Origin of the sequence: Verrucosispora sp. ts21, assembly GCF_002879555.1 — a bacterium.
GTDB classification, from domain to species: domain Bacteria; phylum Actinomycetota; class Actinomycetes; order Mycobacteriales; family Micromonosporaceae; genus Micromonospora; species Micromonospora gifhornensis.
In genome coordinates this window covers 1-16,414 of record NZ_PNOZ01000060.1, presented here as the reverse complement: position 1 = coordinate 16,414, position 16,414 = coordinate 1, and the positions used below count along the sequence as shown (strand labels likewise).

Sequence of the window (16,414 nt, the reverse complement as noted above, 5' to 3'; positions counted from 1 at the left end):
CGCGACGTGGCTCAGCGCCCGCCTGCTCCGGATCATGTCACTCGTGATCACACCGCAGGACCGCGGGCAACTTGGGCTGACGGGTCCTGGAGATCACGGCCCGCTGGACTGCAGGGGCGAGGACGGCGCGGGTCGGCTTCGGCGAGGTGCCAGCTCGGTCCGTGGCCTGGTTGTGAGTCGCCGGGGGTGCCACGACGACGTAAAGTTGGCCACCAGCGCGAGTGCAGCCACGCGCAAGGCGACCTTGCCCGAGCTACTTGGGTTGCTGGGCGTCGCCGTCGGGTCGCCAGTCGGCGAACAGCTCGGCAAGCCTGGTTTTGGTCTGGTCGGTGAGGATCTTGGTGACGTCTTCTCCGAGCGGCTTCAGGGCGTGTTGATGTACCGCTGCGTGTTGCGCTGGTGCGGGGCAGATGAAGACCGCGAGGATCCGTAGTGCGCGTAGAGCTTCTTCGTTTGAGATGAGGTCGAGCAGCGGAACGGCCCCGAACGCTGCGGCCTGGAACCCTTGCCACACCTTGTCAACGATCAAGCCGACGACAGCCTCGGTGACGTGTGGCCGGTTGGCCTGCAAGGCCGACCCCAGGATCATGCTCTTGACCTTGTCCGGGATGCTGTTGAAACCATGTCGGGTCACCTCGATCGCCCGAACCAATCCGATGAAGAGATCGCACCAGCCATGGTTGGTGAGCTCGCGCTTGACGCTGGTGGCGTCCGCAGCGGCGCGGTTTAGTTCCGTGGCGATCTCCGGCCAGGCCCCACGCGTCATCACCTCGGCCAGTGCTGTCACCTGTTGGACGGGCGACGGGTATGGCTCGCCGTGCTCGGGCCCGACAGGCGGCGGGACAGCGAGCCAGTCGGCGATGTCGACGCGGGCAAGGTCCGTGCTGATCTCCTGGTTGCCGCGGCTGTGCTCCAGGCGCGGCGGGCTGTGCTTCGTCCAGATCAGTCTGCTCTCGAAGTGCTCCCGTTTCCTCTGGCGGAACTGGTGGTCGTGGCTGGCCTGGTCCAGCCAGCCCTGCACGCCGTGTTGGGAGCCGCCGCACTCGTTGCAGCGGCAGCGATGTTGCTGCGCTGTCTCGCAACGAGGGTTGTGCTTGCCGTTGTCCATGCCGCGGCCACCTCGCTCATCCGGTCTACCCGGTGGGGATGCTCGAACGGTCGCTGACTTAATGGAACTGCGTGAATACGTTACGTCACCGAGCGGCTGATGCCAATGCCGGCAATGATCCACGGACCGCTTCACCGGGCGGCTTGTCCTTCGTCGGGTCGCCGCGTACGGTCGGCGGTACAGCTGCCTTTGTCCGCTAGCAGATCTGCTGCTTTGCGTATTTTGTTGCGGAGCCCGGAGAGTCGGCCAGTGATGCCGACGGGCTGAGACCCCGCCTGCGGCGCGCTCTTGCACATTCCTTCCGTTGCGGTTGTCGACAGGCTGCTGGCTGTCTCTCGGCCCTCCACCTTGGGCGTTGCCTGGCCGCTGCCGCCTCATCACGATCGTGTGCGGCGACGTCTCGGCATGCCCTTACCCGCAGAGGAACGCCCTGATGTCCTCGTATGTATTCCGCCCGGGCACTGAGCCGCCAACGTCGACGCGATGGCTTGCCCACCGGTTTCCGAACCGGGGCTGGCTGATCGCCGACCTGCAGCGGCGCATTGACCGCGCACCTTCCCCCATTGCGAGCTACGCGCCCAACCCCGGAAGATTCGGCCATGCGGTGGAACGGGTGCTCGCTCTCGACCTGTGCGACAGGCCGCCGTACCCGCAACTGATCGCAAACCTGCCTGAGCCCGGACAGCGGCGGCTGCTCGCCACCGCCGGATACGCATCCCCCACCGACGCGTCAGATGGGCCATGGCACAAGACCGCAGAGCACATCCCAGGCGCTCGGCTCTTCACGGTGGGCAGCCTGCTCACCGTGCTCGACACGGCAGTGCATGCGCTTCGTCTCGCGGCGCCCGACGCCGCCCGCGCAGCGATACGGGCCGCGCTGCGCCACCAGGAGACCCTCACCGCGTGCGCGACCGGAGTGCGCGCTGCTCGCCCTGCCTTTGGTGCCTTCTGGGCCAGCTACACCAGCGGCTTCCAGACCGCGCTGCGCAGCTACGGACCGGTGACCACCCCTTTGGAGTTGCTCGACGGACTGCGTGTCGCTGACTTCCTCGCCGGCACCACCATCATCGAACTCAAGACAGGCCATCTTGACGACACCAACCACCTCCACGCCCTCATCGACCAGGTGATGACCTACGCCCTGCTCGCACCCGCATCCGGCCACCCGGTCACCGCAATCGTCATGTATCTCGCCCGCTACCACGTGATGGCCCGCTACCCACTCGACCTGTTCCTCAGCCGCCTCGCCGGAAAGCCCATCGACACTGCCGAAGCCGGCTGCCACCTCGCCGCCCTCATCCGAGCAGAACCCCAGCACGGCGACCAGCTGCCCACTGAGCCAGCACGGGAACCGATGCTGTGGCCGCCCGCTATGCCGAGTAGCGGAAGCACAAAGAGGGCTCCCGATACTCGGTATGTGACGCATCAGCAGTGAGGGCAGACTCGCCGCCGCGCAGCGCTGGCCTGTTGCCACGAACTACAGGCCACCGCCAGCCACGTGCGCGACTTCGCCGACCTGATGCACAAGCACCACGCCGAGCGGCTGCTCGAATGGATGCGGCGAGTGAACGCCGACAACCTGCCCGCCCCGCACTCCCTGATCACCGGCATGAGCCGCGACCTCGACGCCGTCACTGCCGGGCTCACCCTGCCCTGGAGCTCCGGGCCCATCGGGGCAACGCCAACCGCATCAAGATGATCAAGAGGCAGATGTATGGGTGGGCCAGCTTCGACCTGCTCCGCAAGCGGGTCCTCCTCGCCCGATGCACGAGCACGGGGCGTAGGTAGTGCATGGCCTCAAGGGCGGCGTGTTCGGCGAGCCAGCCGGCGTCGTGGTTGCGGTTGAATCCGTACGCAATCGCCTCGACGTCCAGCCGGATGAGTTCGGCGGTGTCGATCGCCTTGACGGTTCGGGGAACGCCGGACGATACGCCCAGAGTCTTCCACGCGCCCGGACCAGGCTCCAAGATCCCTGACGGGCGAGTGCGGGAGGTACGGTCTGGCATCCCGGCCGGATGATGCATGAAGTCGTCCGTGGCGTGGCCTGGCGTACCCCGGCAACCGGTTCCCGCAGCACCTCGGGGTGAAAGTCCAGCGCACCGTGCTCGGAGGCACGGAGCCGGCCAGATCAGTAGTCCATGATGCTGAGGGTGACTGGCTGGTTTCCGACGACGTGAACGATCCGAACGGCAACGCCGTCCTGGTCTGCATGGAGCATCTGGTCGCGGCGGACGGCACGATCGCCGAACTGGCCGCGATGCCACCGGGCACCGAGGCCTGGCGGCCCAACCCGGGCGAGCCCTGGCGCTTACAGCAGCACACCTACGCCGACGCGTAGGCCCTCACTCGGTGCCGGTGGATCCGTCATCTGACGCCGCGAGGTCGTGCATTACTGCTGCGGGGAGGGACGGATTGGCTGCCGCAGCAGCTGCAACGCTGGTGTTGGCGTCGGTGAGCAACTGGACGATCGTCTGTGCGGGCAGTGCGGGGTGGCTAGCGGCGATCCGGCGTGCCTGCTCGTCGGCCAGGCAGGCAAGGAGGGCCTCGGCTGGAGCGTTCGGGTGCGCGGCGACGCGGCGGAGCGCCTTCTGCACCGGTGGTGTCTGCTGGGCAAGCTGTATCAGCAGGTCCGGCGGACAGGACGGGTTGCCGGCGGCTCTCGCGGCGACCCGCCGGTCGTGCGCCGCGACCACCGTCCGTAGCTGAGCTCCGCTCAAGGCCGGGTTCGTCGCGAGGGCGTTGAGCACTTTGGCGTCGCGGTCACCGGCGAGCTGATCGATGATCTGGCGGGGAAGGTCGTGTTGCGCGGCGAGGAGCATCCGCACGGCCGGAACGCTCGAAGCAGCGAGTTCGCTGATCTCGGCCGGTGTGGCTGCCGCGATGCGCGGCAGCAGGGTGGGGCCGATCTTCGCCGATGCGGCCAGCTCGGCGAGGACATCGAGAGGCACGGCCGGGTTGTGAGCGAGGCGCCGGCGTACGTCATAAGTGGTGCCGTCGGCCATGGCTCTCATGAGTGCTTCGTCGATGGCCGGGTTCGCGGCTACGTCGCCGCGGACGCCGGGAGTCGGATCCTGCGCGAGGGCTCGGTAGGCGCCCTGCGGCAGGTCGGTTCGGACGGCAAGCCGCCAGCGCACTTGTATCGACGGATGCACGGTGAAACGGCTGACAGTCTCGGCGGGCGTACGCGGGTTGAGCGTGAGCGCGTAGTCCAGGTCGTGCAGTGCGTCCTGATGCCTGCCGTCGCAGCTCCAACGCTCTGCCACCCAATGGCCTGAGCCGTCACATGCCGGGCACAGTTCCGCAGCTGGCGCGCGGCGCTCGGCCAGCGCGACGAGGAGGTGACTCGGTGCGTGTTCGTTGCAGGCCAGTGCCCGGCGTACGCTCAGATGTGGATGGGTTGCAAGCTGCTCCGCCAAGGTGTCGCTGATCTTCGGTGACGTGGCGGCCTCGGCGACCACCTCCACGTCCGGGTCGTCGGTGAGGGCGGCAACGACGTCGGCTGGCAGATGCGTGGTCGTGGCGAGAGCTCCCCGGATGGCCGGGTCTGGGCTGGCGGCGAGCCGCCGTGCCCAGTCATCGGGGACCGGCGCGATGTCCGCCATGGCGATCACTACCGGTGGATCGGGGTGGTCAACCTCGTCCGGCGGCAACAGCCCGCGCGACAGCAGACGGATCACGACCTGGGCGTCGCCGCGGCGAGCCAGGAGGCGGATCTGGTCTCCGCTGAGATCGTCACGGTCGGCCAGCTCAAGGCACACCGAGGCGTCGCCCAGTGCAGCCAGCTGTTCGACAAGGGAGGCGGGCAGGGCAGGGTTACGCGCCAGGCCGGAGCGCAACTCCCGCAGTCGCTCCTCCTCGGCGGGCATGCCTGCTTGATCAATTCTGTGTCCCGGCGGATGGCTCGTCATGGGAGCGCCTGCCGCCGAGAACCTGCGTGGTTCGGCCAACTGACCAGATGTGACCGCATCATGCTGGCCGTTGTCTTGCTGTTCGGCGGGCAGGACCGCCGTACAGATGCACACGCTGATCAACATCACGATCAGCGACGGCGCTGAGGAACAGGTCCGGCCGAGGTGACGCGAGCGCGACGTGCACTGTCCAGGTCTCGTAGTACCAGCGGGGGGCGCAGGCGCAACCGGTGAACCGGAAATTGGCCCGGTAGCGGCCGTACTGACCAGGTTGGAGCGTGAACATCCGGTAGGACGTGCGCCAAACCGGGTACGCGGCCCAGCCGGGGAGACGCTCAATCACCGCGCCGTCTGCGGTGAGATCGACATGCAGCCCGACCGCCTGCACCGCCTGAACTCCCGAACCGACGGACGACGCAGGCCGGTAGCTGTCGGCCTCGTCAGCCAGAACATCGTGCACGACGAGCATCTCGCCCGCCGGTAGCGGCGGAAGTTTATATGCCTCCGCGACCGACCGACGTCGCACCGCGTGCGTCGCCCCGCGGGCGTGGGCACCCCAGCGGACCCTGACACGTTGCACGACGAGCACGGCGACCAGGATGCTGGACGACGCTGGGTAGCGCCACCATGTTTCGGCCGTTCGACCCTCACTAGAGGCACCGACGGGCCAGAGGGGCTAGCCCGACCGGGCCGCCGAGAATATGGGTCGTCACAGCTGTCCCAGGGAGCCACGATCGCTATGGCGGGCGGGTCGGCGTGCGGGCGGCGGGCCGAGTCGCTCGCACTCCGAGATCATCACCACCGGCTCTCGGCGCACAGGTCGGGAGAGCGCATTGGTCGTCCCGGTCGGGTAGCTTCGCCGGGTGGTTGATCGAGCGGTCCGACCCGGCGACGTCGCCGTGATGCGGTTGTCAGACGGTGGATTTGGGGCATGCCAGGTCACCGGTGTCGAAGGCCGTGTGACCTCGGCGTACGCGCTGCGATGGCACTCGGTAGATCGGCCGAGCCTGGACGAGCTGCGCGGCGTTGAACCGCTGAAACTTGACCATCATGCCCACGGCGGGCGCCTTGCTCACGTGTCGATTGGCAGCTGGCATGCGGTGCCGCCGGGGTTCACCTGGATCGGAAGCCTGCCCGTTCCGGAGGATGTGCCGGCGTTGTCGAACACGTACTCGGGTTGGCAGTCACTTGCCGACGATTTGGTCAGGCAGCGCTGCTGGGACCAGGAGCTACCGGCGGCAGTGAAGTCCGCCTACCGCGAGGCCGCCACTCGCGGTCAGGTCGACGTTGATTTTGGTGCCGGGGCGGTGACGCTCGGCGCGGCCACGCCTCGATTGGACCTGAGCGGTGAGGGGCCAATGCGGGTGCCTACGTCCGGGCCGGTGCAATGGTGCGCTCTCGATCAGCTGCCGCGCTGCACGGCGCTGACGTGGGCCGGCCCGGACCGTGGCCTCGGCCGTGCGTTGGCAGACCACCCGATTGTCTCGTCGCTGACATGGCGGGACGCGCCGCCGGTCGTGGATCTGGCCGACACCGGTCTGCAGCACCTGTCGCTGGCTGGCGCGGATGTTCGCGAGGTGCGGCTGCCCCGTGGCCTGCACGGCCTTGAGCTGGCCGCAGTGGACTGGGGCCTGACGGTGTACGCGGCGGACAACGGTCGATGGCTTCATCTCACCCTGACCGGCGCCGACGCGGAAACTACGGTTCCTGCCGGCCTGCACGGTATTCGAGAAGTCGCCCTGGACGGCGGCGGCACCATGTCCGCTGCTGCCGTGGAGGAGCTGAAGGAATTGGAGAGCCTCCGGATCGTCTGGCGCAAGCCCCCGGGACACCTGGTCGACGCCGCCGCCCTGGCCAGCTTGACCCATCTGGCCGTTCTCGAGTTTGTCGATGGCTACGGCCTGGACGCGGACACACTGCCAGACCTGGCCTCGCTGACGCAGCTGAGCATCAGCGGTCTACGCCGATCGATCTCGCCCGCCTTGAAGGCCCGGTACCGCGGCACCGGAGTGCGCCTGGTCATTCAAGGCGCGAAGCACGATACGTGGCTGGCCGCCAACCTGAACAACCCGTTCCGGGACTGGGTCGACGACGACGCCCGAGGCGGAGCCGCCGCCTGCAAGGCATACGCCAGCGCGGTCCGCACCATTGACAAGCTTCCGCAGGACCACGGTGGGCGGGCCGACGAAGCTGAAGCGGCCTTGCGCAAGCTGGTCGAGGCGCTCAACGGCATCGACCAGAAGTACGAGATCATCGACACGCTACGCCGAGAGGAAGCCTTCGACGCGTTCATGGAACTCGCCGCCCGGGCTGAAGTGCCAGCGCATCTGGCCGACCAGTGGTTCGACGAGTGGCGGGACTTCTAACTGACTCACTCCATGCGGGCCTGCTACCCGCGTCTCGGGGCGATGCAAGATCAGATCAGGGCCCCACCGGTATCGGGTTCGCCCGGTTGGATACCCCGAGCAACCGCTATCGCCACTGACGGCGCGGGTTCCATCCGATGTACGACGTCATCAATGAGGCGGGTCTCCGGCGGATGGAAGGGGCGGGGTTGGCCGTCGGCGGGGGAGAGGTCGCCTGGGGCAGGATGGCGGGGTGGCGGTGGGGTTGGACTGGGCTGGTTTCGAGTGTGCGCTGGTGGACGCGTTGGTGCAGGCCGTTCGTTCGGCCGTCGCCGAACATCCCGGCGAACGGTTCTACGCCGCGGTGCTGGACGGTGTCTACCGCGAGACCGATGGTCAGATCACGCTACCCAACCTCGGGATGAACAGTATCGAGGCGTTGGCGCAGCTTCCCGTCGAGGACCAGGCGGATGTTCGGTGGAGCGCCGCCGACTGGGACCACTACGACGACGAGTGGCTTGCCGGAGACCTGGCCCGAGATTGGGAGCGGCAACTGACCGAGGAGGCCTGCCGAGGGACAACGCGGCAGTGGGAGGCGACGTTCCGCAGGTACCTTTCAATGCTCGTCCGCGTGTGTAAGCGGTCCCGGGAAGTCCTTCGTACGAGCGGGGTCACTGATCGGGACTTCGTGGTGTTGCTGCTTGACGATGAGTATCACGAGGTGCTGATCAAACGCGTTCTCACCAAGGGCGAGGTGAGCCGGTACTTTCCCGGGTACGACCAGCGGGCGGTCGAGCTGGCGCGGATCGGCGCGCTGCCGGTGGCTGAACGCGCCGCGTACTACGTCGCCCGGCTGGATGCGGTTGACGGCCCGGTCAGTGGCGAGGAGGCCGAGGTCGCGCTGCGTGATCTCGGGCCGGCCGCGGTTCCCGCCCTGATCCCCATGCTGGCTCAGAAGGAGCGGGCGTGGAAGGCCGCCAAACTGCTGGCCGACATCGGCCAACCCGACGACGACACCGTGCGCGCGCTGCACGCGGCGTTGACCCGGTGCGAGGGGCCGAACCAGTCGTGGGTTGCTTGTGCGCTGGCGCGCCTGGGCCGGCTGGACCTCGTGCTGGGCCAGATCGACCGTCTTCCGCGGGAGGTCGTGGTCAGCGCCGTCGCCGCACCGTACACCAGCTTCCGCAACCAGGCGGTCGCCGCACCGCAGCTGGACTACCGGCCCCTGCAGGACGTCATCGAGCGCTGGCCGGCGTACGTTCCAGCGCTGGCCGAAGAGCTCAAGCCAGGGCGGGGGTACTGCGACATCACTGTCGACGAGGTGGACGAAGCGATCGGCGGGCTGGCCTCGCCGCACGTCGTCGTCCGCCGGCACGCGGTGTGCGTACTCGGCGAACGACGTCTCGGGTTCGCCGTCGCCCGACGCGTCCTTCCGCTTCTCGGGCAGACCGTCAGCCAGGACCCGGACGCCACCGTGCGGAGGCTGGCAATCCTGTCCCTGCTGTGGTGGCGCAAGGACTCCCACCGGTACGCGAACGTGGTGCGCGAGGCGCTCAACGACCCAGCCGCAGAGGTCCGCGAGGTCGCCGCCTACTGGCTGCGGGAATAGAATGGTCGACCGGCGTGACTGCCTTCGTGTTTAGGTGGGGATGGCGTGGACGTCTGTAACGACGGCGGCTCGGCGGTGGTGCTGGTGGCGGACCTCCGCGCCGCGTCGCGCCAGATCAGCGGGTTGAGGTCGTCGGGGTCCGGTGGGCTGGGCAGTTCGATGAGGATTTCTGGCGGGCGAACCGTATGGTCACTCGCCACCCTCGATGACCCACCCTTGCCGAGATTCAGCGCCGCGTCGGGGGTTGCCATCGACGCGCCCTTCTCTCTGATGCCACACTGCTAAAATCACGGCATGAGCACCCATGCTGAGCATGGGTGCTGCAAATTTGTGTTCAGCTCCCCCCTCGGACACAATTTCCCAGCATATCTGCGTGATTTAACGTACTGGTGGTCAAGCACGCTTGACCACTCCACTGCTGGCCTATCGGCCCTGTCGATCTCCGTCCGCGGGCGGGGGTGGCCATCGTGACCGCCCGGGTCGTATCTCCGGTCGTCCCGCCTACGATGTCTGGCAGCCGTCAGGCCGGGGCAGCGAATCCCCGGCGGGCGTTGCCGGTCGCGCAGCTTGCCTCACGGGGCGGACCGTCGCCGATCTGCGGGATGGCGGCGATCGACTGCAACGGTCGCCTGTCTGACGCCACCGTCATTCCGTCGCTGGGTTGGCTGGCGGGTACCCGCTTGGACATCCGGGTCAGCGGCGGTCTTGTTCTGCTCACCGCGGATCCGCAGGCTGTGTTCCGGGTGACCCGGCCGGGTCAGGTGCGGCTGCCGGCGACGGTTCGGCACTGGTGCGGGCTCGTGCCCGGCACTCGGGTGCTGCTTGTCGCCGACGCCGAGCGTCTCGTGGTTCACCCACCGGCCGCACTCCATGCCATGATCACGGCGTTTCACACCGCCGTGCTGGGTGGTGAGGCCGTATGACGGGGCAGAGGACTCCCGCACCCAGCCAAGCCGACCTGGACGCGGCACTGTTGTTGCTGTCACGGCTGGGCATCTCCCCCGACGACCTGGTGCACGCCGGTGCGGCCCGTCCGCCGGCGCCAACATTCGCCGACTACATTCCGGTGGTCTCCGATGCGGTCAGTACCGGCACCCGCCGGGTTTACGGCCCGTACTGGAACCGAGTCCTTGAACAGTGGGCGCAGCGCCGGTTGGACGAGCCCACCCCCTCGGACATCGAGCGGCTGGCCGAGCATGTCAGGACGCACGTGATCGCCCGCCGTAACGCCCGCGGTGGGCGCAGCGCGGCCGAGCATCTCATCGCCGCCCTGCGTTGTCTGTACAACCACGCCGTCGCCGACGGCCATCTGGCCGAGTCGGATAACCCGGCGAGGAAAGTGGCCAAGCCCCGGCGGCTGCCCAGCACCCGCCGGGCGGTGCCGGACGACCGCCTGGCGGAGATCAACCGGGTCGCGGCCAGTACCGGCGACGATCCGGCACTGGACAGTCTGCTGCTGCGGCTGCACACCGAAACCGCCTGCCGCCGGGGCGGTGCGTTGGCGCTTCGGCCAGCCGATCTCGACCCGGACCAGTGCCTCGTTCTGTTACGTGAGAAGGGCGGCACCGTGCGCTGGCAACCGATCTCGCCCACCCTGATGCGCCACCTGCAACAGCACGTAGATGATCGGCTAGCGTCCCCGGCGACGCCGCTGCTGCGCTACCGCAGTGGTCAACCGATCACCTACCGGCGCTACGACCACCTGTGGCAGCGCATCGGCAAGCATCTGCCCTGGGTGGGCGCCCAGCAGATCAGCACCCACTGGCTGCGGCACACGACGCTGACGTGGGTCGAGAGGAACTTCGGCTACGCCCTGGCCCGCGCCTACGCCGGCCATACGGACAGCGGGGGAGGCGGCGTCACGGCAACGTACGTGCGGGCGAGCGTCCATGAGGTAGCGACTGCGTTGGCTGCCCTCACGGGCGAGCCGCATCCTTTGGCCCGAGCCAGCCCGGCCACCATCTCGGACGGGCGGCCGTGCATCGCAGCGATCGCAAGGTCCCTGGTCGGCGTCGACGTCACACTGACGGGCACCGACCAGGGCCACCGCACCATTGCGGCGTGGGGTCATGGATCGGCGTGCAGTTCTCGGGTTTGGCGGCCCGTCATGCCGGCCCTGGCCGTTGGCAACGCGAGCGGGTGTGGTTCGCCGGTAAGGGCGGCCAACGCGGCCGCGACCTCGTAGACATCTGCCCGAATGTAAGTCGAGGTCGTGCCGGCGTCGTTCTTCCCCTCGTGTCCGGCGTACGCCCGCGCAACCGCGTAGCCGAAGTGCCGTTCCACCCACGTCAGCGTCGTGTGCCGCAGCCAATGGGTGCTGATCTGTTGTACAGCGACCCAGGACAGGTGCTTGCCGATGCGCCGCTACAGGTAGTCGTAGCGGCGAGCCGTGATCGGCCGGCCGTTGCGGTACCGCAACAACTGATCCCGTGGATCGCCGGTACCGCGTTCTTCGCCGTGCCTCAGGAGCTGCCGCATCAAGGTCGGCGACACCGGCTGCCAGCGCACGGTCTCGCCCTTCTCGCGCAGCCGCACCAGGCATTGCGCCGAGTCAAGGTCGCGGGGACGAAGCGCCAGGGCGCCGCCACGGCGGCATGCCGTCTCCATGTGGAGTCTCAGCAACAACGAGTCGAGGTCGGGGTCGTTGCCGGTCGTCTGGGCCACGGCGATGATCTCGGCTAGCCGGGCCTCGGGAATCGCCCTGCGGGTGCTGGCGAGCCGGCGTGGCTTGGCGACGCGTGTTGCAGGGTTGTCGCCTTCGGCGATCAGGCCGTCCGCCGCCGCGTACCTGTAGAGGCACCGCAGGGACGAGATCAGGTGTTCCGCTGCCGTTCTGCCGCCACGCGAGTTGCTCCTCGCCACTGCTGTTCTCTTCGTTTGCTCGGCGAGTTGCTTGATTTCCAAGGGTGTGGGTTCGTCGATGCGTCGGTCACCCCAGACGTGCCGGACCCGTTTCCAATAGGTGTCGTAGACGCGCCGTGTTCCGGCGGTCACGACGCCAGAGACTCGGTCGATGTATTCGGCGAAGGTGGGCATAGACCTCGTTGACGGGGGAGTGGACGGTTCGGCGAGGAGCTGTGCAGGCGTGATGCCCATCCGAGCGAGCAGGAACCGCGCCGCTTCCAGATCAGCGCCGCCAACGACGTTATCGCGTGCGGTCATCGCGATTTCCTGCGGAAATCAGCGTGATGGGCCAGCAGCATCGCGTCCACGACGAACATCGGGTAGGCAACCAGGAAGTTCCGGGCTGGGCATGCCGCCAGGAGCAGGCGGTCGCCTGCTTCCAGGCGACACACCCGTCGCACAGAGGCGGGCAGGCGAAGGTGCCCTTGGCGGGTAACGGTGTGTCGTCCGTCACGATGTGGGATGACGAGAATGGCGCCCTGGGCGATGGAAACGGCAAGGGGAAGCCCAGGTTGCCAATGCAACCTCTGCAGCGGCGACCGGTCAGCGAGCCGGCCCCACACGTCAGTCGCCGTCACCGTGTAGTACGTCGAGTCGCGGTTTGGTGGCGTTGCTAGACGGGGGACCGGCAGGCCCAGGTGTGGCGTTTCCTTGGACCCAGCCTCGGGGTGCAGCGCTGACCAAAGTTGATTTACGAATGAGGCATCGTGTCGAAGCCCGGTCGAGGAGTTTCGGTCAGTCGCTGCCCGATCTGGGTTGGCGCTGTCGTGCGGCGCGGCGTAGCCGACGCGCGACGCGTCGTCTGGGGTAGCGTGCGAGTCGCGGTGACCCAAGACTGGGTCACCGGACTCGCAGGGGACAATCTCAGGGCCGGTCATCACGATTCGCGTCCGTCTCGAAGACCAACAGGTCGATGTGCAGGGCGGGGCCCACCGCAGCGCCTCTCGTGGTAGCCAGGCTGGCTTCGGCTTGGCTCGCGTAGTACAGAAACTCGTCGCCGTGGCCGGGCGCGCTGACCGCGACGATCTGGAGCACGTGAGCCAGCCCGGCTTTCTCGGCTGCGGCGCGCAGCGTGTGCTCCTGGGTGGCGAAGGTGAAGCCAGGTTCGTCCGGGTAGGCGGGACGGACGGCTGCGATGATGCTCGCGCCGTGGCTCATCATCAGCCGACAACCGGTGAACATGTCAGCCGTAAGCTCGGCGGAGTTCGTCGGGTTCTGCCGCGGCCACCGTAGCGTGATCAGGGCGATCGGCCGGTCGAGCTGGCCGAGCTCCGCCAAATCAGCGGCATCGGTGATGGGGAGGTAACGCCGACCGGTTGTGGTCGCCGCCTGGTGTAGGTGTAGGTCGTGATCAAAGTCGACGACTGCCTCGCCGTGGGATGTGTAGACGAGGACGAGTCGCCGGGCGAGTCGCGACGCAAAGCCAGCAGCCGGGTCAGTCGTCGGTTGGTCGTGGTCATGGTCGTCGAGTCGCCAGACGGTGATGGGTACGGCGGCGGCGACTCGAGGTGAGTCGTCGCGGGTCGCGGCGGGCTCGCCGGTGGGGGTGGGCCGGTGGTCTGGTGCCTGGGGGTTGGGAGTCGAGTATTCAGTCATGGGGCGTTGGCTCCCGCGCCCGACTGGCCGTGTTCGCATCTACCAAATGCCCAACAGCAGCCGCGTCCGCTCGGTGTTGGCGGAGCCTGTGCCCAACACAGCCCAACAGCTGCCGCGCGTTGATAGGAGCCGTGCCCAACACCGGGACTCCGCTCCAGCGTCGGCCGCGGCTGTTGCCCAGACCTTCCGACGGTCGGCGCGGCTGTTGGTGCCCGCGCCCAACGGGTGATCACCGCCGCGCCCAACAGCTGTGGTGGCCGGTCTGTTGGGTCGACAACAGCCGCCAAGGCGGACGAAAGGCGAAGGGGGCCGGAACGCCTTGCGCTACGCGGCGATCAGCGTGCGGGGCGAGTCAGCGAAGCGTGGCGGACGCGCGCGGTCGGGGTGGCAAACCCGGGCGGCGTGCGGCCGTTGTAGTTCGCCGCCCGGCGGCTGTGCCCCGCTTCCCGGCCTTTGCGGCGATCCTGCCGCCCAACAGCGCCCAACAGCCCGCTCACCTGCGCCGTTGGCGATCCGGCGGGGTGGTGAACCGCGACAGTGGACTGCCGATGGGTGTTGGGCGCGTAGCGGCCTGACCTGGCCCAACAGTCACCTCGGGCTGATCTTGTTGGTGAGTGCTGTTGGGTTGACGTGCGCGGATGGGGGTCTTGTACCGCAGCAGAGCCCTATCCGACCCCATTGCGAGGCTGACATGTCTGCTTCGAATTGGCCGTCGTCGCCGCTGGACGCAACCCGGATCCAGGACGTCGCTCTGGAATCGCAGGTAGTTGTATGAGTCCTGCCAGAAGCCTTCCGGCGACTCGCGTCCCTGTCGGTACCGGACCGCTCGGACGTTGTGGAAGTCGTCGAGTGATATCCGCACGACACGGCGGCCGAGAGCGCGCACGGCCGCGGCGAGTTCGTCGGCGAACGTGCTCTTGCCGGATCCGTCCGGGCCGTCGACAGCAACGCGGAGACATCCAGGGCCGTCGGGTGCGGGAATGCGCTGTGCGACCTGCCCAATGACGTCACGCCGCTCCGCAGAGGCAATCATCCGGCAAGTCTCCCAACCGGCAAACCGAACAGCCGGCCGGGGCAATGACACACATACTCTTCTCGGCAAATCAGTATGTCTGCGGGGGCTGAGCGGCTTCACCAGCAGGGGGCCACAGGTGGGTCGGGCCCGGTCGTGGCACGTGCGGCGGACGTGCCCGTCGGGCCAGCGGGCAGTGAAGCTGCTGCGCCGGCCGCAGCGGGCGCAGATCCGGATGAACCAGCGTCGTACTGCTCGGTGGTGGCGCAGGTATGGTCCATCAAGCCCGGCCGCACGCGCCCGCCTGGGCCGCACCATGGACAGATCGACCGGTGCCAGGGCCTCGCCGCTGACAGCATTGCACGGCGCGATGTTGGCCGCCGACGTCACGATCAGCTCGGCGGGGCTGAGCTCCAGGATGTCGCACAGCGCGGCCAGCACCGGCAGCGACGCCGTTCCGGCGTGCCGGTGACCAGCCGGGGGAAGCCGGTGAGGAGACCGCGAGCGTACGCCTGCCACCGGCGTGCCGCCAGATCGAAGCATCTCTTCGCGGATCAGTCCGGTCAGGGTCTGCCGACTCGGACAGGACTCGGTCGCCGCAACAGCCACCGACTCGGCCTGCACCCGGCGCCGTACTGCCGGGGCCAGGCCGCCCCCGTCCACCCAACAGCCCAGCTAGGAGCCGTCATGTCCGCTCACACCGAATCCCGACACTTCCCCTCGGGGGAACTCTCTGCGGGGGACACGCCCCTGGTCCTGCCCCGCACTACCGACCCGCGTCGAACCTCTCCGCAGACCCTCATCGACATCTCCCACCGCCTTCGGCCTCGCGACTACACCATCGCCTCGCTCCTCGACGAGCACACCACCCTGACCACGGTCTTCGGCACGCCGGCCACCTGGGCGGAGCAGGAGAAGCGGCTGTCCACCTCGACCGATCGGCCCGGTGGGCAGGCGACGAGGTCCGCGTCGAGCTGGTAGTCGTCGCGCAGCACCGACAGCACCCCCTGCTGCAGGGCCGCCGTGTCGAAGACCTTCGTGACGAAGAAGTTGGGCCAGACCAGTCCGAGTACCGCGACCAGCGCCACCACTGCCACCACCGGGCCGACGACGGCGATCAGGAGTTTCCGGGAGACCCGCCGCCGACGTTCGACGGGTGGGCGCGACCCGGCTGAGTCCGGCCCCCACTGCGCCGGAGGTGCCGGCGCCCACCGAGGGGCGGGAGTGGGGAAGTCGCCGTCGGCGCCCGCATACGGGTTCGTCATCGTCGTCTCCTCCGGGCTCAGCTGGCGGCCGCGGTGGGGGTGCCGGGCACGGTCCCGTTGAGCTGGATGACGGTGCTGCCCCGTCCCGTGTCCGGCGCGGGTGAGAGCGCGACGTCGGACGGGCCGCTGTAGATCCGTACGCGACCCTGGGTTTTCGCCACCGTCGGCGCGGCGAGCGGCGTCGCCGGAGCCTCGATCACCTCCGGCGGGGTGCCGGCCTCGGCTGTCGAACTCGGCGTCGGCTGCGCGGCCGTGGGGGTCGTCGTCGGTGCGGCCGCGGTGGCCGGCGCTGCCGGCCCGGTCACCTCGTCGCCGCACGCGCCCAGGGCCGCCAGGCTGGCCAGTGCGATCGCGCTCAGCGCGACCCGGCTGTGCACAAGCATCTCTGCTCCACCTCGTGTTCGGGGAGGACCACGCCCATCTGCGCAGTCCGGCATCCACACGAAGCGGTCGGCGAACTGGTTCACCGTCGAGGTCGGACGAGTCTCCGGTCACGACGTCGAGTCTCGCGCTGAACCGTTTCGGGCCACCGTCCGTGTGGGTGGCGGCGACGGCGGAAGGCGACCCAGGAGGGGCCGCCCCCCCGGAGCCGGAAACGACCGACGACCTGAAGGAGCGGAACGTGGCCACGTACCACATCGTCAGCGAGGACATGCAGGAGTCTTCG

The 16,414-nt window shown here is 68.3% G+C and carries 14 protein-coding genes; 7 read left to right on the top strand and 7 right to left on the bottom strand.

Going from position 1 to position 16,414, the window contains the following annotated elements:
- Positions 1–253 precede the first annotated feature (253 nt).
- Complete coding sequence (locus C1A38_RS22795) at positions 254–1,108, bottom strand: hypothetical protein (RefSeq protein WP_146017605.1); 855 nt, start codon at positions 1,106–1,108, stop codon at positions 254–256.
- A gap of 433 nt (positions 1,109–1,541) precedes the next feature.
- Between C1A38_RS22795 and C1A38_RS22790 the strand changes: the two genes are divergently transcribed.
- The 3 genes from C1A38_RS22790 to C1A38_RS31200 all read left to right on the top strand — a co-directional run bounded on the left by C1A38_RS22790 (position 1,542) and on the right by C1A38_RS31200 (position 3,446).
- On the top strand, positions 1,542–2,543 hold the full coding sequence (locus C1A38_RS22790; RefSeq protein WP_146017604.1) for a hypothetical protein: 1,002 nt from the start codon (positions 1,542–1,544) through the stop codon (positions 2,541–2,543).
- Between the two features lie 63 nt (positions 2,544–2,606).
- Positions 2,607–2,807 (top strand): hypothetical protein, encoded by a 201-nt coding sequence (locus C1A38_RS32645; RefSeq protein ID WP_199180290.1) that lies wholly within the window; start codon positions 2,607–2,609, stop codon positions 2,805–2,807.
- A gap of 474 nt (positions 2,808–3,281) precedes the next feature.
- Entirely contained in the window at positions 3,282–3,446 is a 165-nt protein-coding gene (locus C1A38_RS31200; RefSeq protein WP_158244931.1) for a hypothetical protein, read from the top strand.
- 4 nt (positions 3,447–3,450) lie between these two features.
- Here the strand turns inward: C1A38_RS31200 and C1A38_RS22780 are convergent, their stop codons facing one another.
- Together C1A38_RS22780 and C1A38_RS22775 are read right to left on the bottom strand one after the other, a co-directional pair.
- On the bottom strand, positions 3,451–4,974 hold the full coding sequence (locus tag C1A38_RS22780; protein ID WP_102659781.1) for an amino acid adenylation domain-containing protein: 1,524 nt from the start codon (positions 4,972–4,974) through the stop codon (positions 3,451–3,453).
- 100 nt (positions 4,975–5,074) lie between these two features.
- Positions 5,075–5,485: a hypothetical protein gene (locus tag C1A38_RS22775; protein ID WP_102659780.1), complete on the bottom strand. Its 411-nt coding sequence runs from the start codon at positions 5,483–5,485 to the stop codon at positions 5,075–5,077.
- A gap of 394 nt (positions 5,486–5,879) precedes the next feature.
- On the opposite strand from C1A38_RS22775, the gene C1A38_RS22770 reads away from it, so the two are divergent.
- From C1A38_RS22770 to C1A38_RS22750, 4 genes are all read left to right on the top strand, one after another.
- The gene (locus tag C1A38_RS22770; RefSeq protein ID WP_146017603.1) at positions 5,880–7,382 is read left to right on the top strand and encodes a hypothetical protein; all 1,503 of its coding nucleotides are present in this window, start codon (positions 5,880–5,882) and stop codon (positions 7,380–7,382) included.
- A 232-nt stretch (positions 7,383–7,614) separates the two neighbouring features.
- Positions 7,615–8,970, top strand: a complete 1,356-nt coding sequence (locus C1A38_RS22765) for a HEAT repeat domain-containing protein (protein WP_102659778.1) — start codon at positions 7,615–7,617, stop codon at positions 8,968–8,970.
- Positions 8,971–9,572: 602 nt separating this feature from the next.
- Positions 9,573–9,893 carry an AbrB/MazE/SpoVT family DNA-binding domain-containing protein gene (locus C1A38_RS22755; protein WP_102659776.1) on the top strand — a complete coding sequence of 107 codons (321 nt, stop codon included), beginning with the start codon at positions 9,573–9,575 and terminating at the stop codon, positions 9,891–9,893.
- 53 nt (positions 9,894–9,946) lie between these two features.
- Positions 9,947–11,155 carry a tyrosine-type recombinase/integrase gene (locus tag C1A38_RS22750; protein WP_233196971.1) on the top strand — a complete coding sequence of 403 codons (1,209 nt, stop codon included), beginning with the start codon at positions 9,947–9,949 and terminating at the stop codon, positions 11,153–11,155.
- A 179-nt stretch (positions 11,156–11,334) separates the two neighbouring features.
- Here the strand turns inward: C1A38_RS22750 and C1A38_RS22745 are convergent, their stop codons facing one another.
- The 4 genes from C1A38_RS22745 to C1A38_RS31195 form a co-directional block, all read right to left on the bottom strand.
- Complete coding sequence (locus C1A38_RS22745) at positions 11,335–12,132, bottom strand: site-specific integrase (RefSeq protein ID WP_233196970.1); 798 nt, start codon at positions 12,130–12,132, stop codon at positions 11,335–11,337.
- Positions 12,133–12,738: 606 nt separating this feature from the next.
- Positions 12,739–13,152, bottom strand: coding sequence for a hypothetical protein (locus C1A38_RS22740; protein WP_102659775.1), 414 nt, complete (start codon positions 13,150–13,152; stop codon positions 12,739–12,741).
- A 2,163-nt stretch (positions 13,153–15,315) separates the two neighbouring features.
- Positions 15,316–15,747 carry a DUF4333 domain-containing protein gene (locus C1A38_RS22725; protein WP_102659774.1) on the bottom strand — a complete coding sequence of 144 codons (432 nt, stop codon included), beginning with the start codon at positions 15,745–15,747 and terminating at the stop codon, positions 15,316–15,318.
- A 17-nt stretch (positions 15,748–15,764) separates the two neighbouring features.
- Positions 15,765–16,130 (bottom strand): hypothetical protein, encoded by a 366-nt coding sequence (locus C1A38_RS31195; protein ID WP_158244930.1) that lies wholly within the window; start codon positions 16,128–16,130, stop codon positions 15,765–15,767.
- Positions 16,131–16,414: the final 284 nt, after the last annotated feature.

Coding starts and splice junctions, on each gene's coding strand:
- C1A38_RS22795 (WP_146017605.1), bottom strand. CDS start 1,108: ATGGACAACGGCAAGCACAACCCTCGTTGCGAGACAGCGCAGCAACAT.
- C1A38_RS22790 (WP_146017604.1), top strand. CDS start 1,542: ATGTCCTCGTATGTATTCCGCCCGGGCACTGAGCCGCCAACGTCGACG.
- C1A38_RS22780 (WP_102659781.1), bottom strand. CDS start 4,974: ATGCCCGCCGAGGAGGAGCGACTGCGGGAGTTGCGCTCCGGCCTGGCG.
- C1A38_RS22775 (WP_102659780.1), bottom strand. CDS start 5,485: ATGCTCGTCGTGCACGATGTTCTGGCTGACGAGGCCGACAGCTACCGG.
- C1A38_RS22755 (WP_102659776.1), top strand. CDS start 9,573: ATGGCGGCGATCGACTGCAACGGTCGCCTGTCTGACGCCACCGTCATT.
- C1A38_RS22745 (WP_233196970.1), bottom strand. CDS start 12,132: ATGACCGCACGCGATAACGTCGTTGGCGGCGCTGATCTGGAAGCGGCG.
- C1A38_RS22725 (WP_102659774.1), bottom strand. CDS start 15,747: ATGACGAACCCGTATGCGGGCGCCGACGGCGACTTCCCCACTCCCGCC.
- C1A38_RS31195 (WP_158244930.1), bottom strand. CDS start 16,130: ATGCTTGTGCACAGCCGGGTCGCGCTGAGCGCGATCGCACTGGCCAGC.